The sequence below is a fragment of the Agromyces sp. G08B096 genome (genome assembly GCF_040267705.1).
In the GTDB taxonomy this organism is placed as follows: Bacteria; Actinomycetota; Actinomycetes; order Actinomycetales; family Microbacteriaceae; genus Agromyces.
On the sequence record NZ_CP158374.1, the window covers coordinates 1,228,987 to 1,248,106 of the forward strand.

A 19,120-nucleotide genomic window follows, 5' to 3' on the forward strand; every position below is an offset into this window, starting at 1 on the left:
AGGTTTCTTCCAACATGTCCTATTCCGCGGAAAGCGGGGCCTGATCCATGGCCGGCTACATTCTGCGCCGACTGCTCCAGGCGATCCCTGTCCTGCTCGGCACCACGTTCCTGATCTACTTCATGGTCTTCGCCATGCCGGGTGACCCCATCGTCGCCCTGTTCGGCGACAAGACACCGCCCCAATCGGTCATCGACAACCTGCGCGAGCAGTACAACCTCGACAAGCCGTTCATCGTCCAGTACTTCATCTTCCTGGGGGGCATCTTCCAGGGCGACTTCGGCACCTCGTTCTCCGGCGAGCCCGTGTCCGACATCCTCGCCCGCACCTTCCCGGTGACGCTGCAGCTGGCGATCATGGCGGTCATCTTCGAGATGGTGGCCGGCATCACGATCGGCCTCGTCTCCGGCCTCCGCAAGGGCGGCATCTTCGACGCGAGCGCGCTCGTCGTCAGCCTGATCCTCATCTCGCTGCCGATCTTCGTCGTCGCGTTCGTCTGCCAGTTCGTCTTCGGCGTGCAACTCGGATGGTTCCCGACGACCGTGGGCAGTGGCGCCCCGCTCGGCGACCTCGTGCTGCCCGCGATCGTCCTCGCGACGATCAGCTTCGCCCAGATCGTCCGACTGACGAGGGCGTCGGTCATCGACACCCAGGGCCAGGACTTCGTCCGCACCGCCGCGAGCAAGGGCCTGTCGCGCAGCCGCATCGTCCCCGTGCACGTCCTCCGCAACTCGCTCATCCCGGTCGTCACCTACCTCGCCGTCGACTTCGGCGTGCTCATGGTCGGCGCGACGGTGACCGAGGGCATCTTCAACGTGCCGGGCGTCGGCCGCACCCTTTACCAGGCGATCATCCGAGGCGAGGGACCGACGGTCGTCTCCTTCGTGACCGTCATGGTGCTGATCTACCTCGTGGTGAACCTGCTGGTGGATCTGCTGTACGCCGTTCTCGACCCGAGGATCCGCTATGCCAAGTAACACCAGACCCGATCAGCAGCACTTCGTCGCGGCCGTCGAGGACACCCCGCTCGTCGCCGTCGACTCCGTCAAGGCCGAGGGCAAGCCGTCGAACCTCTGGCGCGACGCCTGGGCCGACGTGCGCAAGCGCCCGATGTTCTGGATCTCCGCCGCGCTCATCCTGCTCGTGGTGGTCGTCGCCCTGTTCCCCGGCCTGTTCACGCAGACCCCGCCGAACAACGACTGCCAGCTCGCCAACTCCAACGGCGGGCCGACGGCGGGGCATCCGCTCGGCTTCACCAAGCAGGGCTGCGACATCTACTCGCGCATCGTGCACGGCACGTCGACGTCGCTGTCGGTGGGCCTCATCGTGACGTTCCTCGTCGCTGTGCTCGGCATCGTCTTCGGCGCGCTCGCCGGCTTCTACGGCGGCTGGGTCGACTCGGTGCTCTCGCGCCTCGGCGACATCTTCTTCTCGATCCCCTACATCCTCGCCGCCGTGGTCATCATGTCGGTGTTCTCGCAGTACGCGAACGTGTGGGTGATCTCACTCGCGATCGGCATCTTCGCGTGGCCGGCGACGGCCCGCGTGCTGAGAGCCGAGATCCTGAGGGTGAAGAACTCCGACTTCGTGATGGCGGCCACTGCGCTCGGCGTCTCGCGCTTCCGTATCCTGCTGCGCCACGTGCTGCCGAACTCGATCGCGCCCGTCATCGTGATCACCACGATCTCGCTGGCGTCGGCGATCGTCGCGGAGGCGACCCTGTCGTTCCTCGGCGTCGGCCTGCCGCCGTCGACGATGTCGTGGGGCAATGACATCTCCGCCGCCCAGACCAGCCTCCGGACGGCGCCGCAGACGCTCATCCTCCCCTCGATCGCCCTGTCGGTGACCGTGCTGAGCTTCATCATGCTCGGCGAGGTCGTCCGCGACGCGCTCGACCCGAAGGCGAGGGCCCGTCGATGAGCGACATCTCGAACGGACAGCACGTGCAGCAGCCCACCCACGGGGAGCGTCCGCTCCTCGAGATCAAAGACCTGCAGGTCGCCTTCAACACCCAGGAGGGCAAGGTCACCGCGGTCGACGGCGTGAACATCACGCTGTACCGGGGCCAGAGCCTCGCCATCGTGGGGGAGTCGGGCTCCGGCAAGTCGACGACGGCGCACGCGATCATCAACCTCCTGCCCGGCACCGGCCACATCGCCGGCGGTCAGATCCTTCTCGACGGCCAAGACCTCACGAAGGCGTCGAAGAAGGAGATGGAGTCGATCCGCGGTCGCAAGATCGGCTTCGTCCCGCAGGACCCGATGTCCAATCTCAACCCGGTGTGGTCGATCGGCTTCCAGGTCGAGGAGGCCATCCAGGCCAACGGCATCGCCTCCGGCCGCAAGGCCGTGAAGCAGCGCGCCATCGAGGTGCTGAAGCAGGCCGGCCTGCAGGACGCCGACCGGCGCCTGCGGCAGTTCCCGCACCAGTTCTCGGGCGGCATGCGTCAGCGCGTGCTCATCGGCATGGGCCTCGCGGCCGACCCGCAGCTGCTCATCGCCGACGAGCCGACCTCGGCGCTCGACGTCACGGTGCAGCGGGTCATCCTCGACCACCTCGAGTCGCTCACCCGCGAGCTCGGCACCACGCTGCTGTTCATCACGCACGATCTCGGCCTCGCGGCCGAGCGTGCCGAGCAGCTCGTCGTGATGTACAAGGGCAAGGTCGTCGAGTCGGGTCCGTCGGTCGAGATCCTGCAGAACCCGCAGCACCCGTACACGCAGCGTCTCGTCGCCGCCGCGCCGAGCCTTGCCTCGCGCCGGATCCAGGCGTCGGGCAGCATCCACGCCGCCGAGACGGCGATCGCGGAGGAGGCGTCCGACGCCGCCGGCGAGGCGATCGACCTCATCGCGACCGCTGAGGCACGTGCCGAGGCCGTCGAGGCCGCGGCCGCCGCGCCGCCCGCGATCGTCGTGGAGAATCTGACGAAGGTCTTCAAGATCCGCGGCTCGGGCGACTTCAAGGCCGTCGACGACGTGTCGTTCCAGATCGCCCGCGGCACGACCACCGCACTGGTGGGCGAGTCGGGGTCGGGCAAGTCGACCGTGGCGAAGATGCTGCTGAAGCTCGAGGATGTCACGAGCGGCAAGATCCTCGTCGGCGGGAAGGACCTCGCGTCGCTGTCCGGTCAGGAGCTGTTCCAGCTCCGCAGCCGCATGCAGCCGGTCTTCCAGGACCCGTACGGCTCGCTGAACCCGCTCCGCAACATCGGCAACACGATCGCGGAGCCGCTGTTCACGCACAAGGTCGGCGACCGCAAGTCGCGTCGCGAGCGTGTGTACGAGCTGCTCGACCAGGTCGCGCTGCCGCGCACGCTGGTCGGCCGCTACCCGAACGAGCTCTCGGGCGGCCAGCGGCAGCGCATCGCGATCGCGCGTGCCCTCGCCCTGAAGCCCGAGATCGTCGTGCTCGACGAGGCGGTCTCCGCGCTCGACGTGCTCGTCCAGGCGCAGATCCTGCGTCTGCTCGCCGACCTCCAGGCCGAGCTCGGGCTCACGTACCTCTTCATCACGCACGACCTCGCGGTCGTGCGCGTCATCGCGGACAACGTCTGCGTCATGCAGAAGGGGCGCATCGTCGAGGCGGCGTCGACCGACGAGGTCTTCGACCACCCGAAGGAGCAGTACACCAAGGATCTGCTCGCGGCGATCCCGGGGGCGAACATCCCGCTCGGCGCGTAGCGGCGCACGTCTCGAACGCCCGGTCCGGCTCCATGCCGGACCGGGCGTTCGGCGTTCTCGCGGCAACGCGCGCTAGGCTGGACGGGCGCGCACCGTCATCGTCGGCTTCCGCGCTCCCACAGACTCCCATCCAGCGCACCCGCGCGGCCCCGGCGAGCCGGCTCCCGGCCCGCCGCCGACGGATGCCCCACCGCGAGGACACCACCCATGGCCAAGGCCACCCGCAACGACCTGCGCAACGTCGCGATCGTCGCCCACGTCGACCACGGCAAGACGACCCTGGTCGACGCCATGCTGAAGCAGACCCACTCGTTCGCCGATCACGCCCACGTCGACGAGCGCGCCATGGACTCCAATGAGCTGGAGCGCGAGAAGGGCATCACAATCCTCGCGAAGAACACCGCGGTGGAGTACAACGGGGCGCACGCGGCATCCGGCCCCGTGACGATCAACGTGATCGACACGCCCGGCCACGCCGACTTCGGCGGCGAGGTCGAGCGCGGCCTGTCGATGGTCGACGGCGTGGTCCTGCTCGTCGACGCGAGCGAGGGCCCGCTGCCGCAGACCCGGTTCGTGCTCCGGAAGGCGCTCGAGGCGCGGCTGCCCGTGATCCTCCTGGTCAACAAGACCGACCGCCCCGACGCGCGCATCGACGAGGTCGTCGCCGAGAGCCAGGACCTCCTGCTCGGCCTCGCTTCCGACCTCGCCGACGACGTGCCCGACCTCGACCTCGACGCCATCCTCGACGTGCCCGTCGTCTACGCCTCCGGCAAGGCCGGCCGTGCCTCGACCACGAAGCCCGAGAACGGCCAGCTCCCCGACAGCGAAGACCTCGAGCCGCTGTTCGAGGCGATCCTGCAGCACATCCCCGCCCCGACGTACGACGACGAGGCGCCGCTGCAGGCGTGGGTGACGAACCTCGACGCGTCGCCGTTCCTCGGCCGCCTCGCGCTGCTGCGCGTCTTCAACGGCCGCATCAAGAAGGGCCAGACGGTCGCCTGGGTGCGCCACGACGGCTCGCACTCCAACGTCCGCATCACCGAGCTGCTGAAGACGAAGGCGCTCGAGCGCCACCCCGCCGAGGAGGCGGGACCCGGCGACATCATCGCCGTCGCGGGCATCGAGGAGATCACGATCGGCGAGACGCTCGCCGACCCCGAGGACGTGCGCCCGCTGCCCGCGATCCACGTCGATGACCCCGCGATCTCGATGACCATCGGCACGAACACGTCGCCCCTCGTCGGCAAGGTGAAGGGCCACAAGCTCACGGCGCGCATGGTGAAGGACCGCCTCGACCGCGAGCTGGTCGGCAACGTGTCGCTCAAGGTCCTCGACATCGGCCGCCCCGACGCGTGGGAGGTGCAGGGCCGCGGTGAGCTCGCGCTCGCGATCCTCGTCGAGCAGATGCGCCGCGAGGGCTACGAGTTGACCGTGGGCAAGCCGCAGGTGGTCACGAAGACCGTCGACGGCAAGGTGCACGAGCCCTACGAGCACCTCACGATCGACGCGCCCGAGGAGTACCTCGGTGCGATCACGCAGCTGCTCGCGGCGCGCAAGGGCCGCATGGACGGCATGTCGAACCACGGCACCGGCTGGGTGCGCATGGAGTTCATCGTGCCGAGCCGCGGACTCATCGGCTTCCGCACGGAGTTCCTCACGATCACGCGCGGCACGGGCATCGCCAACGCGATCTCGCACGGCTACGACGAGTGGGCGGGCGCGATCACGACGCGCAGCAACGGCTCGATCGTCGCCGACCGCGCCGGCGTCGTCACGCCGTTCGCGATCATCGCCCTCCAGGAGCGCATGACCTTCTTCGTGAACCCGACCGAGGAGGTCTACGAGGGCATGGTCATCGGCGAGAACTCCCGCGCCGACGACATGGACGTGAACATCACGAAGGAGAAGAAGCTGACGAACATGCGTTCGTCGACGGCCGACACCTTCGAGTCGATGACGCCGTCGCGCCAGCTGACGCTCGAGGAGTGCCTCGAGTTCGCCCGCGAGGACGAGTGCGTCGAGGTCACCCCCGAGAAGGTGCGCATCCGCAAGGTCGAGCTCGACGCCACGGCGCGCGCGCGTGCCGCGTCGCGCCTGAAGAAGCAGGGCTGAACGCCGGCGCGCTATCGACGACGTGACGGATGCCCCGTGCCGGACGGCGCGGGGCTTCCGTGCGTCCGGCGGCTCCGAACGCCGTTCGGTACGTTCGCATGGATGGGATGCCCATGCAGCGGGCAGGTTCTTCTCAGGGTCGATGCGTACCGTGGCGGGGTCCGTTACCGGTTCGTGATCATTCGCGTCCCCCAGATCGCGGTACCGACGCCCCCGACCCCCGCGCTTCCCCCCATATGAGCACCAGCCCCCACGGCCGCCGCGCGGCCGCGCGCCCCCGCGCCCTCACCCTCCGCACCCCGACCCCCGCACCGGCCTCCGACTCGGCCCGGCGCTCGACGGGCGGCCGCCGAGCAGCGCCGTCCGGTCGATCCCGGCCCGTCGCCCGCCCGGCCGTCGCCCGCCGCTTCACCCCGCGCGACGGCCTCGCCGCGCTCGCGATGACCTTCGCCGGTGGCCTGCTCTTCGTGACGAGCGTGCCCGCCCTGGCCATCACCGCGACGGCGGAGGCTCCCGTCAACAACGTCTACGAACCGGTCGTGGCCGACGAGATCGTCGCCGCCCCGCAGCAGCTCGAGCCCGCGGCCGACGCCGGGCCCGTCGCGCTCGCGCCGGAGGCGTACGCCGTCGAGGCGGCCCCGCCGCCCATCCAGTCGAGCGTCGCCAGCCTCGGCACCGTCTCGCTCGTCAAGTCGGATGCGATCGTCTGGCCCGTCGTCGACCCGTCGCGCACGAGCTCGGGCTTCGGCCCGCGCGAAGCGCCATGTGCGGGCTGCTCGACGAACCACGACGGCGTCGACTTCACGCCTGGCGCCGGCACCCCCGTCATGTCGATCGCCGACGGCGTCGTGGTGCTCGCCACCGAGAACGGCGGCGGGCTCGGCGTCAACGTCGAGGTGCAGCACAACATCGACGGCGAACTCATCACGAGCTCGTACGCCCACATGCAGTACGGCTCGCTCGCGGTCACCGTGGGTCAGCAGGTCACCGCGGGGCAGCAGCTCGGACTCGTCGGCTCGACCGGCCAGTCGACCGGGCCGCACCTGCACCTCGAGATGTTCGGCGCCGACGGCGTGCGCTTCGACGGGATGGCCTGGCTGCACGCTCGCCTCGGCTGAGCCGGCTGAGCCGGCCGAGCCGGGTGAGCCGGCCGAGCCGGGTGAGCCGGCCGATCCGGCCGAGCCCGCTCAGCCGGTGGCGGAGTCGGTGAACCGCGGTTCCCGCTTCTCGAGGAACGCGGCGACGCCCTCGCGCTGATCGGCCGTGCCGAATGCGTCGCGGAAGCCCGCGATCTCGAGTTCGGTGGCGGTCGCCGTCGGCGTGCCCGCCGCAGACACGAGCACGCGCTTCGCGAGCGCGACCGCGGAGGCGGAGTTCGCGGCGACGAGGTCGAGCGTCTCCCGGGCGCCGGCGAGGAGCGCGTCGCGGTCGGCGAACCGCTTCGCGACCAGGCCGATGGCGACCGCCTCGTCCGTGCCGATCTGACGACCCGTGTAGATCAGCTCCTTCGCGCGGGCGGCGCCGACGGCTCGGGGCAGGCGCACGGTGCCGCCGAAGCCCGGGATGAGGCCGAGTTTGACCTCCGGCTGGCCGAAGCGCGAGGCATCCGTCGCATAGATGAGGTCGCACGCGAGCGCGAGCTCGAGCCCGCCGCCCAGCGCGAACCCGTCGACGGCGGCGATGACGGGCACGGGCAGCGCCTCGACGGCGGCGGCGACGGCGTGGCCGCGCTCGGCCGTCTCGGTGCCCTGCTCGGGTGTGAGCCCGGTCATGGCGCGGATGTCGGCGCCGGCGACGAACGCCCGGCCGCCTTCACCCGCGAGGATGACGCCCGCGAGGTCGCCGGGCTCGTCCGAGAGCTCGGCGAAGACCCGGGCCAGCTCGTCGAGCACCTCGGGGGAGAGGGCGTTCAGGCTCTTCGGCCGGTCGATCACGACGGTCGCGATGCGGCCGTCGCGCTCCACGCGGACGGCGGGCGACGGCTGCTCGTCCGCGGGGCGGGCGGGGGACTGGTCGGTCATCGTCGATCCTCTCCGGTCGGTCGGCCGCCGGGCGTGCGGCCCCCGTTCACGGTACGCCATGCGCGCCGCCGGCTCACGGCGGGCCGCGATCGCCCGACTAGACTCGCGGGATGTCCGATCTGCGCTCCAGCGGCCGCAATCCGTTCGTCGTGGGCATCGTGGCGTTCCTCGTCGGCGCCCTCTACGGCGCGGTGGGCACCATCGGCCATCGGCATCAGCTCCGCGTCGGCGAGCTGGTGATCCCATGGGGCATCGCGGCCGCGCTGATCGGCGTCGCGGCTCTGCTCGTCGGCCTCCGCCTCCTCCTGCCCGGGCGGCTCGCCGCCGCCGCGGCGGGCGTCGGCGTGATCGGCGTGGTCGCGCTCCTCTCCCTGCCGGGGCTCGGCGGCACCATCCTCATCCCAGCCACGATCGAGGGCACGGTCTGGGCCGTCGCTCCCGCGGTGATCGGGGTGCTCGTCGTCGCGTGGCCGACGATGTCGACGCTTCGTCGCACGACGACGCACGCGGCATCCGGCGACCCGGCCGCGGCATAGACTGGATCCTGTCAGCCGCTTCGAAGGGACAGCGCCCACCGTGACCTACGTCATCGCCCTCCCGTGTGTCGACGTCAAAGACCGCGCGTGCATCGACGAGTGTCCCGTCGACTGCATCTACGAGGGCGAGCGCTCGCTCTACATCCACCCCGACGAGTGCGTCGACTGCGGCGCGTGCGAGCCCGTGTGCCCCGTCGAGGCCATCTACTACGAAGACGACCTGCCCGACGAGTGGGCCGACTACTACAAGGCCAACGTCGAGTTCTTCGACGAGATCGGTTCCCCCGGCGGCGCGGCCAAGGTGGGCGTCATCCCCAAGGACCACCCGATCATCGCCGCCCTCCCGCCCCAGGGGCACTGATGGGGCTCGGGCCGCTGCCCGACTACCCGTGGGATTCGATGGGCCCGTACCGGGCCCGTGCTGAGGCACATCCCGACGGGCTGATCGATCTGTCGATCGGTTCACCCGTCGACCCGACGCCCGAGCTGATCCGCTCGGCCCTCGCCGACGCGACGGATGCGCACGCCTACCCGGCGACGGCCGGCACGCCGGCGCTCCGCCGGGCGATCGTCGACTGGTTCGCGCGGCGTCGCGGCGTGACGGGGCTCGACGAGGCATCCGTGCTGCCGACCATCGGCTCGAAGGAGCTCGTGGCGCTGCTGCCGTTCCTGCTCGGACTCGGCGCCGGCGACGTGGTCGTCCACCCTCGGGCGGCATACCCGACGTACGAGATGGGCGCGGTGTTCGCGGGGGCGACGGCGTTCGCGTCCGACGATCCTGCCGAGTGGCCTGCGGCGACGCGGCTGATCTGGCTGAACAGTCCCGGGAACCCCGACGGCCGCGTGCTCGGTCTCGACGAGCTGCGAGCAGCCCGCGCCCGCGCGCGCGAGCTCGGCGCGTGGATCGTGGGCGACGAGTGCTACGCCGAGCTCGGCTGGGAGGGGGAGTGGGCGACGGGCGCCGTTCCGAGCCTGCTCGACCCGCGGGTCACGGGCGGCGACCTCGAGCGCACGCTCGCCATCTATTCGCTCTCGAAGCAGTCGAACATGGCGGGGTACCGCGCCGCGTTCATCGCCGGATGCCCCGCCTCGATCGAGCGGCTCACGACGGCGCGCAAGCACGCCGGGCTCATGCTGCCGGCGCCGCTGCAGGCGGCGATGACCGTCGCCCTCGGCGACGACGAGCATGTCGCAGCGCAGAAGGACCGGTACCGAGTCCGTCGCGACCTGCTGAAGCCGGCGCTCGAGGCGGCCGGGTTCCGCATCGACCGGAGCGAGGCCGGGCTCTACCTGTGGGCGACCGAGGGGCGCGACGCGTGGGACTCGATCGGTCGGCTCGCCGATCTCGGCATCCTCGCGGGCCCCGGCCACTTCTACGGGGTGCACTTTCCCCAGCACGTCCGGCTCTCGCTCACGGCGACCGACGAGCGCGTGGCATCCGCCGCCGCCAGGCTGGGCACGTCGGCGCGGTGATCTCCGCGGCACGGCCCGGCGACAACCGGACGCAGGCCGGCCGGCGCATCCGGCCGACTGTGCGAACAGGCAACGGACGCCCGGTTGCCTTGGCGGATGCCACAGTGTGCCGCGGGCGCGTCTAGGCTGTAGTGGGCCGATGGCGCCGCCCGGGCGCCCGGCAGGAGAAGGTGACCGCGCAAGTGACGATCACAGGAGGCGCCGTGAGCGACGTCGAGAACCCCGCGGGAGGGCAGAGCCCCCTCACCGCGACGCTGAACTTCCCCGGCGGCACCGCGGAGTTCCCGATCCGGACGGCCGTCGAGGGCAACTCGAGCCTCGACCTGTCGACGCTGACCCGGCAGACCGGGTTCACCGGCCTCGACTACGGCTTCGTGAACACCGCGTCCACGCGCTCCGCGATCACCTACATCGACGGCGAGCAGGGCATCCTCCGCTACCGCGGCTACCCCATCGAGCAGCTCGCCGAGCACTCCACCTACCTCGAGGTCGCCTGGCTGCTCATCTACGGCGAGCTGCCCACGGCCGACCAGCTCGCCGAGTTCGACGAGAAGATCCGCCGGCACACGCTGCTGCACGAAGACCTCAAGCGGTTCTTCTCCGCGCTTCCGCACACCGCGCACCCCATGGCCGTGCTCTCGAGCGCGGTCTCGGCGCTGTCGACGTACTACGAGGACTCCTCCGACCCGCACGACCCCGATCACGTCGAGCTCACCACCGTGCGCCTGCTGGCCAAGCTCCCCGTGATCGCCGCCTACGCGCACAAGAAGAGCATCGGCCAGGCGTTCCTCTACCCCGACAACTCGCTGTCGTTCGTCGAGAACTTCCTGCGGCTGAACTTCGGCAACCTCGCCGAGCCGTACACGATCGAGCCGACGCTCGCGCGGGCGCTCGACCGGCTGCTCATCCTCCACGAAGACCACGAGCAGAACGCCTCGACCTCGACCGTGCGTCTCGTCGGCTCGACCGGCGCGAACCTCTACGCGTCCATCTCGGCCGGCATCCAGGCGCTCTCGGGCCCGCTGCACGGCGGAGCGAACGAGGCCGTGCTGCAGATGCTCGCCCGTATCCAGGACTCGGGCGAGGGTGTCGCGAAGTTCGTCGAGCGCGTCAAGCGCAAGGAAGACGGCGTGAAGCTCATGGGCTTCGGGCACCGGGTCTACAAGAACTACGACCCGCGCGCGAAGATCGTCAAGCAGTCGGCCGACGCCGTGCTCGAGGGCCTCGGCGTGAATGACCCGCTGCTCGACATCGCGAAGGAGCTCGAGCAGTTCGCCCTGGAGGACGACTACTTCAAGGAGCGGCGGCTCTACCCGAACGTCGACTTCTACACCGGCGTCATCTACAAGGCCATGGGCTTCCCCACGCGCATGTTCACCGTGCTGTTCGCCATCGGCCGGCTCCCCGGCTGGATCGCGCACTGGCGCGAGATGAACCTCGACCCGCAGACGAAGATCGGCCGCCCGCAGCAGCTGTACACGGGCGAGGCGGAGCGCCGCTACCCGGGCGCGTAGCGCGAGGCATCCGATCGCCGAAGGGCCGCACCACCACGGTGCGGCCCTTCGTGTGTCGCCGGTCGCGAACGGCGAAGGGCGGCGAGCGGCGGCCTCCGCGGTGTCACTGCGCGGGCTGCAGGGTCAGGGTCGCGCGCGCGGCGCGCTCGACCGCCTCCGCGCTGAAGGGCCAGTCGAGCAGTTCCCCGCGCTGCCAGCTGGGCGCCTGGTCGGCGTAGTGCGGGTGGAACGCATGGCCGGACGCGCCCGTGAGGTTCACCCAGCGGGAGCGGTCGAAGTCGGCGAGGTCGACGATCATGCGCATCGAGGGCACCCAGTGCACGTCGTAGCCCTCCGACGCGTCCCAGCCGATGGCGTTCGCGATCGCCGAGCCGCCGCCGACCTCGTACGGACCGCGGTTGAAGAGCCACTCGATCGGGGCGATGCCCGACTCGCCGAAGCTCTGGTTCGTCAGCGTGAGCGTGTGCAGGCGCCCCCACCGCCAGCGCTCGGCGTCGCCGCCCATCCGCCGGCTCGCCTCCTGCCAGGCCGCATCGAGGGCAGCGGCGATCACCGCGTCGCGTCCGGATGCCCCGGTGTCGGCGTCGCTCCACCACGCGGCGTCGGGCTCGTCGAGGAGACCGCCGACGACGGCGAACCAGCGGTCGCCGCCGGCAGGGTGGGTGCCCTCGGGGAGCCCGCGGAACATCCGGTCGAGCAGGGTGCGCCAGAAGACGGCGAAGTAGGCGGCCTCGGCGCTGTCGACGTCGGCGCGCGCGTCCCAGTCGGCGAGCAGCGCCTGGCCCTTCGCCGCATCGCCGTCGAGGTCGAGCTCGGCGATCACCGGCAGGAAGGCGGCCGCGTTGGCATCGGCCGTGTCGAGCTGGATGTCGGCGAGGTCGTCGGCGGTGATCGGCTCGCCGTCGGCCAGGAGGCCCTGGATGCGTCGTTCGATGGCCTGCGCCCGGTAGCCGAGGTCCCAGTCCTGCGTGAGCATCGGGCCCGACGCGGACGAGACCGCGTTGTTCGCGGTCACGAGGTAGCCGCGCTCGGGGTTGAACACGCTCGGCAGTTGATCGAACGGGATGGTCCCGGCCCAGCCGTTGCCGCTCGTCCAGCCGGGCAGGGGGACGGTGCCGTCGCCCGAGAGACGAATCGGGATCTCGCCGGGCGCCTGGTAGCCGATGTTGCCGTCGACGTCGGCGTAGACGAGGTTCTGCGCGGGCACGTCGAACTGCGACGCGGCGAGACGGAACTCCTCCCACGTCTGGGCGCGATCGAGGGTGAAGATCGCGGCGGGGGTGGTGCCGGGGGTGAGCGCCGTCCACTGCAGGGAGAGCTCGAGCCCGCCCTCGCCGACGCCGGCGGCGGCCGGGTACTCGTCGCCGATGCGCGCGAAATCGCCGCCGAGGTCGGTGACGATGGGGCCGCGGGCGGTGGAGCGGACCGTGATCGTCTCCGGCTCGCCGCCTGCGACCTCGATGGTCTCCTCGCGGAGCGTCAGCGGCCGCAGGGCACCGTCGAGCTCGTACTCGTCGCCCTGGACCTTCTCGAGGAAGAGGTCCGCCACGTCGGGACCGAGGTTCGTGAAGCCCCAGGCGATGCGCTGGTTGTGCCCGATGATGACGCCCGGCAGGCCGGCGAAGGTGTAGCCGGCCACGTCGAAGCTGCAGTCCTCGTCGAGCTCGGCGCAGCCGATGGCCTGCTGCGTCCAGACGGACGGCATCGCCGCGCCGAGGTGCGGGTCGTTGGCGAGCAGCGGCATGCCGGTGTCGGTGAGCGCCCCCGAGACGACCCACGAGTTCGAGCCGATCTCGTTGCCGGCGGGGCCGATGAGGGCCGGCAGGCCGTCGAGGGTCGCGCGGAGCGCGGCCACTGCGCCGGCGTAGCCGGAGGAGACGCCGGCGGCCGCGGCATCCGCGCCCGCATCGCCTGCCGCGGCATCCGCGCTGTCGCCGTCCGCTTCGTCGGCCGGCGCGGGCGCAGGATCGCCCTCGAGGATCGTCGGCATCTCGCCGTACGCGAAGCGGGGGTGGAGCCGCTCGACCTCCTCCGGCGGCAACTCGGTGGCCAGCAGCGCACGGTCGATCTCGTCCTCGAGGTTCGACCGGAGGTCCCAGGCCATGGCCTTCAGCCACGCGATCGAGTCGACCGCGCCCCACGGCTCGGGCCGATACCCGGGGTTCTGCAGCGCGAGCACGCCGTACTCGAGCGAGAGGTCGACGCCCTGCCGCTCGTCGAGATAGGCGTTCACTCCCTCGGCGTAGGCGTCGTAGTAGCCGCGCGTGGCCTCGTCGAGCAGCGCGTACTCCTGCTCCGCGACCCCCCGCCAGTCGAGGGTGCGGATGAACGCGTCGGTGGCCACCTGCGACTGCCCGAACAGCTCGGCGAGCCGGCCCGCGGTCACATGCCGCCGGAAGTCCATCTCCCAGAAGCGGTCCTGCGCGTGCACGTACCCCTGCGCGAGGAAGAGGTCGTGGTCGTTCGCCGCCACGATGCGCGGGATGCCGGCGTCGTCGCGCGTCACCGTGACGGGCTCCCTGAGCCCCGGCACCTCCATCCCGCCGTCGGTCGTGGGGAATGAGCGCTGGACGACCCACCACCCGAGTCCGGCCCCGGCGGCCGCGATCACGAGCACCGTGATCAGCAGCCCGACGAGGAACGACACCCACCGGCGCCGGCCGGTCCGAGGCTCGTCAGTGCCCACGTCACTCCTTCGTGCGTCGCATGGCGACGGCCGCCACCCGGCGGCCTGAGGGAATCACTGTACCCGACCCGGACCGCCCCGGAACGGCGGCCTCAGGCGTGCAGCGCGGCGTTCAGCGCGACGCCCGCTCCGGAGCGCTCGAGCACCTCCACCTGACCGGTGAGCGAGTTGCGCCGGAAGAGCAGATTAGGTACGCCCGACAGCTCGACGGCCTTGACGATCCGCGGCGTTCCGCCCGCGCCCCCGAGGAGGGAGACCTTCGTGCCGGCGGTGACGTACAGCCCGGCCTCGACGATCGAGTCGTCCCCGATCGAGATGCCGATGCCCGAGTTCGCGCCGAGCAGCGCGCGCTCGCCGATGGCGACCCGCTGCGTGCCCCCGCCCGAGAGCGTGCCCATGATGGATGCCCCGCCGCCGATGTCCGACCCGTCGCCCACGACGACGCCCTGCGAGATGCGGCCCTCGACCATCGAGGCGCCGAGGGTCCCGGCGTTGAAGTTCACGAATCCCTCGTGCATGACGGTCGTGCCCGGCGCGAGGTGAGCGCCGAGCCGCACCCGCGAGGCGTCGGCGATGCGCACCCGCTCGGGGGTGACGTAGTCGAGCAGGCGCGGGAACTTGTCGAGCCCGGTGACGTGGATGCCGGCGCGCTGCAGCGCGGGACGGAGCCGCTCGAGGTCGGCGGGCAGCACCGGCCCGGCGTTCGTCCAGGCGACGTTCGGCAGGTGCGCGAAGACCCCGTCGAGGTTCACGGTGTTGGGCCGGGCCAGCAGGTGCGAGAGGAGGTGGAGTCGCAGGTACGCGTCGGACGTCGACGCGGGAGGCGTGTCGAGGTCGATCTCGACGGTGACGACCTCGATCGTCACCGCGCGTCGCTCGTCGGCCCCCGCCGCTGCGACGAGCGCGGCGTCCGGCGCGTGGTCGTCGGGCTTCGCCCCGAGCGCGGGCGCCGGGTACCAGGTGTCGAGGACCGTGCCGTCTGAGGCGATCGTCGCGAGACCGTGGCCCCAGGCGGGGCGAGCAGGGGCGGAGGCGGTGGCGTTCGCGGGCATGCGACCAGCGTAACGAGGCCGCGAAGCCCGTGACGCGGCATCCGTAGACTGACGTCATGGCCGAACCGACTGCGCCCGCGCTCGACCTCACCGCCGACTCCGTCGCCATCACGCAGGCGATCTGCGACCTCCCCAGCGTGTCCGGAGACGAGGCGGCGCTCGCCGACGCGATCGTCGCCGCGCTGGCGGATGCCCCGCACCTCGAGGTCATCCGCGACGGCGACACCGTCGTCGCCCGTACGAACCTCGGGCGCGAGCGCCGGGTCGTCATCGCGGGGCACCTCGACACGGTGCCGATCAACCGGAACCTGCCGACCCGGTTCCAGACGATCGACGGCGAACGCCACCTCTGGGGCCGCGGCACCGTCGACATGAAGGCGGGCGTCGCGGTGCAGCTGAAGCTCGCGGTCGAGCTCGCAGCCCCCGCGTACGACATCACCTGGATGTGGTACGACCACGAGGAGGTCTCGGCCGAGCTCAACGGGCTGGGCCGGCTGGCCAGGCACCGGCCCGACCTGTTCGCCGGCGACTTCGCGATCCTCGGCGAACCGTCGAACTCGCGGGTGGAAGGCGGGTGCAACGGCAACCTCCGCGTCGAGCTGCGCGCGTATGGCGTGCGCTCGCACTCGGCGCGCAGCTGGGTCGGGGAGAACGCCATCCACAAGCTGGCGCCCGCGCTCGAACGGCTCGCGACGTACGAGCCCGCGACCGTCGAGGTCGACGGCCTCGCCTACCGCGAGGGCCTGAACGCCGTGGGCATCACGGGCGGCATCGCCGGCAACGTCATCCCCGACGAGGCGATGCTGCACGTCAACTACCGGTTCGCGCCGAACCGTTCGGTGGCCGAGGCGATCGAGCACATCCGCGATCTGTTCCCCGAGTACGAGCTCACCGTCGTCGACGAGGCCGAGGGGGCCCGGCCGGGTCTCGACGCGCCGTTCGCGCAGCGCTTCGTCGAGGCGGTGGGCGGTCCCGCGCACCCGAAGTACGGCTGGACGGATGTCGCGCGGTTCAGCGCCATGGGCATCCCCGCCGTGAACTTCGGCCCCGGCGACCCGCTCAAGGCGCACGCCGACGACGAGCGCGTCGCGACCGACCAGATCCTCTCCTGCGAGCGAGCGCTGCGTGCCTGGCTCACCGACGCCGTCTGAGGGGCGCCCCGAGGCGGGCACGGGCGCGGTGACGACGCGAGAGCCCGACCCGTTCCGCGTGCACCGCTGGTCGCCTCGGGTGCGCTGGCGCCTGCTGCCGTGGTGGGGACGGGTCGTCGTCGTGTACGCGTCGGCCCGGGCGGTCACGACCCTGTTCCTGCTCGTCCTCGCGGCAGCGCAGGGCCCGAACGCGTGGACGGGTGCGTCCCCGGGGCTGTTCGCGTACTCGAATCTCTGGGATGCCAGGTGGTACGCCCTCATCGCGCACGCCGGCTATCCGAGCGAGCTCCCGCTCGACGACGCCGGCCACGTCGCGGAGAACGCCTGGGCGTTCCTGCCCGTCTACTCGGCCGTGGTCCGGCTCGTCACCCTCGTCGGGGTGCCGTGGGACGTGGCATCCGTGCTCGTCTCGCTCGCCGCCGGGCTCGGTGCGGCGCTCGTGCTCCACCGGCTGATGAGCCGCTTCCTCGAGCCCGACCGGGCCCTCTTCGCCGTCGTGCTCTTCTCCATCGCGCCGGTCGCGCCGATTCTGCAGCTCGGGTACGCCGAGTCCCTCGCCTTCCTCTGGCTCGCCCTCGCCCTGCTGCTGCTCGTCGACCGTCGATACGGATGGCTCGTCCCGGTCATCGCGCTCTGGGCGTTCACGCGGCCCGGGACCCTCGCCTTCGCGCTCACGCTCGGACTGCATTGGATCGTGCGGTTCGCTCGGCGCGAGACCGAGCCGTTCCCGGTCCGCGAGCGGGTGACCGTCGCCCTCGTGGCCGCGTTCGCCGGCATCGCCGGACTGGCGTGGCCCGCGATCGCCTGGGTCGCGACGGGTGATGCGGCCGCGTACTTCGACACCGAGCTGGCGTGGCGCGCCGCGTACATCGGGTACGGCGAGCTCGTCCCGTTCACCGCCTGGTTCCAGGCGGCGGTGTGGTGGACCGGATTCGTCGGGCTGCCGACCTGGTGGGGCGTCGCCGCGGTGATCGTGCTGGTGCTCGGATTCGCCGTCATGCTCTTCCTGCCGGCGGTCCGGCGCCTCGGCGTCGACATCCGGCTGTGGCTCGCGAGCTACGGGCTGTACCTGCTCGCCGTGTTCTTCCCGCAGTCGAGCACGTTCCGACTCCTCGCCCCGATGTTCCCGCTCGTCGGGGCGCTCGCCGCGCCGCGAGCCAGGTGGTACCGCTGGTCGATCGTCGCGGTCTCGCTCGCGCTCCAGTTCGGCTGGCTGTGGCTCTGCTGGGCCATCGTCGGCCGCGACTGGTCGCCGCCCTGAACCGGCGAGCGCTCTCCACAACGCGCGCAGCGATTTCCCAGCCTTCGCGTTCGCGGGGGATAATGGAGACTCAGCCACGAAAGGGGTAGCTCAATGGCGGCCATGAAGCCACGCACCGGAGACGGGCCTATGGAGGCTGTGAAGGAGGGGCGACTCATCATCGTGCGCGTACCGCTCGAGGGTGGGGGGCGACTCGTCGTCTCGGTGAACGACGCTGAGGCCAAGGAGCTCTACGACGTCCTCGGCGGCGTCGTGAACCCCGCCTGACGCGGGGTTCGGTGTCCGGGCCGCCCGGCCCGCCGGTGCAGACCGGCGGCCGGGCGGCCCGGACGCTCAGCGGATCGCGGTGGGTGCGGACGCGCCGAGCTCCGTCACGGACCGACCTGCCGTCTGCGCGGCGGGGCCGGTCAGCGCGTGCGGCCGCGCGCTAGGCGCCGAGCTTCACGATCTGCAGCAGTCCGTCGCCCGCCGGCGAGATCGACGTGACCACCGCCGACGAGCCCGCGAGCTCGCCGATGAGCGTGCGGAACGCCGTCGCGGTCTCGTCGCGCTTCGCCGGATCCGCGACCCGGCCCTTCCAGAGCGCGCGCGCGACGATGACGCTGCCCTTCGCCTTCGCGAGCCGCAGGCCGTGCTCCACGTACTCGATGACGTTCGGGGCGTCCGCGTCGAGGAAGACGAGGTCGTAGCTCGCCTCGTTCATCCGCGGGAGCACCTCGCTCGCCCGGCCCGTGATGAGGCGGACCCGCGCGGGCGCGATGCCAGCGTCCGCGAAATGCTGCCGGGCGTGCTGCTGGTACTCGGTCTCCGTGTCGATCGACGTCAGCAGTGCCGTGGGCGCCGCCTGCAGCAGCCACAGCCCCGAGACGCCGATGCCGGTGCCGACCTCGATGATCGACTCTGCCCGGGACGCGGCCGCGATGACGGCGAGCTGCGCCCCCACCGCGGGCGAGACGGGCTCGACGCCGAGCTCGAGGGACTGCTGGCGCGCGCGGGCGATGATGTCGTGCTCGACGACCGACTCGTCGACGTACTTCCAGTTCAGGTCGTGTTCGGACACGTTGCGGCTCCCTGCAGTGACTCAACCCCCAAGGATAGGGGCGCGAACCCCGTCGCTGCGGACGCCTCGCCGCCCTCTATCCTGGAGGGGTGTTCGGTCTGACGTTCGAGAAGCTCCTCATCATCGGGGTGATCGCCGTCTTCCTCCTCGGCCCCGAACGCCTGCCGCACTACGCGGCGAAGCTCGGGCAGCTGGTGCGCTCCCTGCGAGATCTCGCCAACGGCGCCAAAGACCGGATGCGCGACGAGATGGGCCCCGAGTTCGACGACGTCGACTGGAAGAAGCTGGACCCCCGCCAGTACGACCCGCGTCGGATCATCCGCGAGGCGCTCTCCGACGTCGACCCGTTCGCCGAGCCCGAGCGGCCCGTCGTCGCGAGAGCGTCGGTGAACGAGAACTCCGCCTACCTGCAGCGCAAGCGCAAGCGGGAGGCGCTCGGCGCCGGCGAGATGGCACCGTACGACTCGGAGGCGACCTGACCGGCGTCCGTCTTCCGGACTCCGGCGGGCCGGCATCTCGCTGGCTCTGACCTCTGACCTCTGACCTCTGACCCGGCCGGCGCCGCTGGCGTCGC

17 protein-coding genes are annotated in these 19,120 nt (G+C 71.3%); 13 read left to right on the forward strand and 4 right to left on the reverse strand.

The window, feature by feature from the left end; genetic code table 11:
- Window positions 1-47 precede the first annotated feature (47 nt).
- From ABIQ69_RS06080 to ABIQ69_RS06100, 5 genes are all read left to right on the forward strand, one after another.
- Window positions 48-977: an ABC transporter permease gene (locus ABIQ69_RS06080; protein ID WP_350349483.1), complete on the forward strand. Its 930-nt coding sequence runs from the start codon at window positions 48-50 to the stop codon at window positions 975-977.
- Entirely contained in the window at window positions 967-1,920 is a 954-nt protein-coding gene (locus ABIQ69_RS06085; RefSeq protein WP_350349484.1) for an ABC transporter permease, read from the forward strand. The genes ABIQ69_RS06080 and ABIQ69_RS06085 overlap by 11 nt, the downstream gene beginning before the upstream one ends.
- Window positions 1,917-3,680: an ABC transporter ATP-binding protein gene (locus ABIQ69_RS06090; protein WP_350349485.1), complete on the forward strand. Its 1,764-nt coding sequence runs from the start codon at window positions 1,917-1,919 to the stop codon at window positions 3,678-3,680. Before ABIQ69_RS06085 ends, ABIQ69_RS06090 begins: the two co-directional genes overlap by 4 nt.
- Before the next feature lie 207 nt (window positions 3,681-3,887).
- Entirely contained in the window at window positions 3,888-5,792 is a 1,905-nt protein-coding gene (typA, locus tag ABIQ69_RS06095) for a translational GTPase TypA (RefSeq protein WP_350349486.1), read from the forward strand.
- A 236-nt stretch (window positions 5,793-6,028) separates the two neighbouring features.
- A complete protein-coding gene (locus ABIQ69_RS06100; protein ID WP_350349487.1) occupies window positions 6,029-6,910 on the forward strand; it encodes a peptidoglycan DD-metalloendopeptidase family protein in 882 nt (293 codons plus the stop codon).
- Between the two features lie 69 nt (window positions 6,911-6,979).
- Here ABIQ69_RS06100 and ABIQ69_RS06105 read toward each other — a convergent pair whose 3' ends face one another.
- Window positions 6,980-7,813 carry an enoyl-CoA hydratase-related protein gene (locus tag ABIQ69_RS06105; protein ID WP_350349488.1) on the reverse strand — a complete coding sequence of 278 codons (834 nt, stop codon included), beginning with the start codon at window positions 7,811-7,813 and terminating at the stop codon, window positions 6,980-6,982.
- Window positions 7,814-7,923: 110 nt separating this feature from the next.
- Here ABIQ69_RS06105 and ABIQ69_RS06110 point away from each other — a divergent pair, with 110 nt between their 5' ends.
- From ABIQ69_RS06110 to ABIQ69_RS06125, 4 genes are all read left to right on the forward strand, one after another.
- Window positions 7,924-8,349, forward strand: coding sequence for a hypothetical protein (locus ABIQ69_RS06110; protein ID WP_350349489.1), 426 nt, complete (start codon window positions 7,924-7,926; stop codon window positions 8,347-8,349).
- 40 nt (window positions 8,350-8,389) lie between these two features.
- A complete protein-coding gene (gene fdxA / locus ABIQ69_RS06115; RefSeq protein ID WP_350349490.1) occupies window positions 8,390-8,710 on the forward strand; it encodes a ferredoxin in 321 nt (106 codons plus the stop codon).
- Window positions 8,710-9,822, forward strand: coding sequence for a succinyldiaminopimelate transaminase (gene dapC, locus ABIQ69_RS06120; protein ID WP_350349491.1), 1,113 nt, complete (start codon window positions 8,710-8,712; stop codon window positions 9,820-9,822). Before fdxA ends, dapC begins: the two co-directional genes overlap by 1 nt.
- 254 nt (window positions 9,823-10,076) lie before the next feature.
- Window positions 10,077-11,336 carry a citrate synthase gene (locus tag ABIQ69_RS06125; RefSeq protein WP_350349969.1) on the forward strand — a complete coding sequence of 420 codons (1,260 nt, stop codon included), beginning with the start codon at window positions 10,077-10,079 and terminating at the stop codon, window positions 11,334-11,336.
- A gap of 103 nt (window positions 11,337-11,439) precedes the next feature.
- Here the strand turns inward: ABIQ69_RS06125 and ABIQ69_RS06130 are convergent, their stop codons facing one another.
- Window positions 11,440-14,022, reverse strand: a complete 2,583-nt coding sequence (locus ABIQ69_RS06130) for a penicillin acylase family protein (protein WP_350349492.1) — start codon at window positions 14,020-14,022, stop codon at window positions 11,440-11,442.
- Between the two features lie 92 nt (window positions 14,023-14,114).
- Window positions 14,115-15,074, reverse strand: a complete 960-nt coding sequence (dapD, locus tag ABIQ69_RS06135) for a 2,3,4,5-tetrahydropyridine-2,6-dicarboxylate N-succinyltransferase (protein WP_350349493.1) — start codon at window positions 15,072-15,074, stop codon at window positions 14,115-14,117.
- Window positions 15,075-15,130: 56 nt separating this feature from the next.
- Here dapD and dapE point away from each other — a divergent pair, with 56 nt between their 5' ends.
- From dapE to ABIQ69_RS06150, 3 genes are all read left to right on the forward strand, one after another.
- A complete protein-coding gene (gene dapE / locus ABIQ69_RS06140) occupies window positions 15,131-16,225 on the forward strand; it encodes a succinyl-diaminopimelate desuccinylase (RefSeq protein ID WP_350349494.1) in 1,095 nt (364 codons plus the stop codon).
- Window positions 16,200-17,486 (forward strand): hypothetical protein, encoded by a 1,287-nt coding sequence (locus ABIQ69_RS06145; RefSeq protein WP_350349495.1) that lies wholly within the window; start codon window positions 16,200-16,202, stop codon window positions 17,484-17,486. The genes dapE and ABIQ69_RS06145 overlap by 26 nt, the downstream gene beginning before the upstream one ends.
- Window positions 17,487-17,579: 93 nt before the next feature.
- Window positions 17,580-17,753: a DUF3117 domain-containing protein gene (locus ABIQ69_RS06150; RefSeq protein WP_067875042.1), complete on the forward strand. Its 174-nt coding sequence runs from the start codon at window positions 17,580-17,582 to the stop codon at window positions 17,751-17,753.
- Between the two features lie 160 nt (window positions 17,754-17,913).
- On the opposite strand, the gene ABIQ69_RS06155 is transcribed toward ABIQ69_RS06150, so the two are convergent.
- Window positions 17,914-18,546: an O-methyltransferase gene (locus ABIQ69_RS06155; RefSeq protein WP_350349496.1), complete on the reverse strand. Its 633-nt coding sequence runs from the start codon at window positions 18,544-18,546 to the stop codon at window positions 17,914-17,916.
- Window positions 18,547-18,635: 89 nt separating this feature from the next.
- Between ABIQ69_RS06155 and ABIQ69_RS06160 the strand changes: the two genes are divergently transcribed.
- Window positions 18,636-19,025 (forward strand): sec-independent translocase, encoded by a 390-nt coding sequence (locus tag ABIQ69_RS06160; protein ID WP_350349497.1) that lies wholly within the window; start codon window positions 18,636-18,638, stop codon window positions 19,023-19,025.
- The last annotated feature ends 95 nt before the right edge of the window (window positions 19,026-19,120 follow it).

Coding starts and splice junctions, on each gene's coding strand:
- ABIQ69_RS06105 (WP_350349488.1), bottom strand. CDS start 7,813: ATGACCGACCAGTCCCCCGCCCGCCCCGCGGACGAGCAGCCGTCGCCC.
- ABIQ69_RS06150 (WP_067875042.1), top strand. CDS start 17,580: ATGGCGGCCATGAAGCCACGCACCGGAGACGGGCCTATGGAGGCTGTG.
- ABIQ69_RS06080 (WP_350349483.1), top strand. CDS start 48: ATGGCCGGCTACATTCTGCGCCGACTGCTCCAGGCGATCCCTGTCCTG.
- dapC (WP_350349491.1), top strand. CDS start 8,710: ATGGGGCTCGGGCCGCTGCCCGACTACCCGTGGGATTCGATGGGCCCG.
- ABIQ69_RS06100 (WP_350349487.1), top strand. CDS start 6,029: ATGAGCACCAGCCCCCACGGCCGCCGCGCGGCCGCGCGCCCCCGCGCC.
- dapE (WP_350349494.1), top strand. CDS start 15,131: ATGGCCGAACCGACTGCGCCCGCGCTCGACCTCACCGCCGACTCCGTC.
- typA (WP_350349486.1), top strand. CDS start 3,888: ATGGCCAAGGCCACCCGCAACGACCTGCGCAACGTCGCGATCGTCGCC.
- ABIQ69_RS06110 (WP_350349489.1), top strand. CDS start 7,924: ATGTCCGATCTGCGCTCCAGCGGCCGCAATCCGTTCGTCGTGGGCATC.
- ABIQ69_RS06090 (WP_350349485.1), top strand. CDS start 1,917: ATGAGCGACATCTCGAACGGACAGCACGTGCAGCAGCCCACCCACGGG.
- dapD (WP_350349493.1), bottom strand. CDS start 15,074: ATGCCCGCGAACGCCACCGCCTCCGCCCCTGCTCGCCCCGCCTGGGGC.
- ABIQ69_RS06085 (WP_350349484.1), top strand. CDS start 967: ATGCCAAGTAACACCAGACCCGATCAGCAGCACTTCGTCGCGGCCGTC.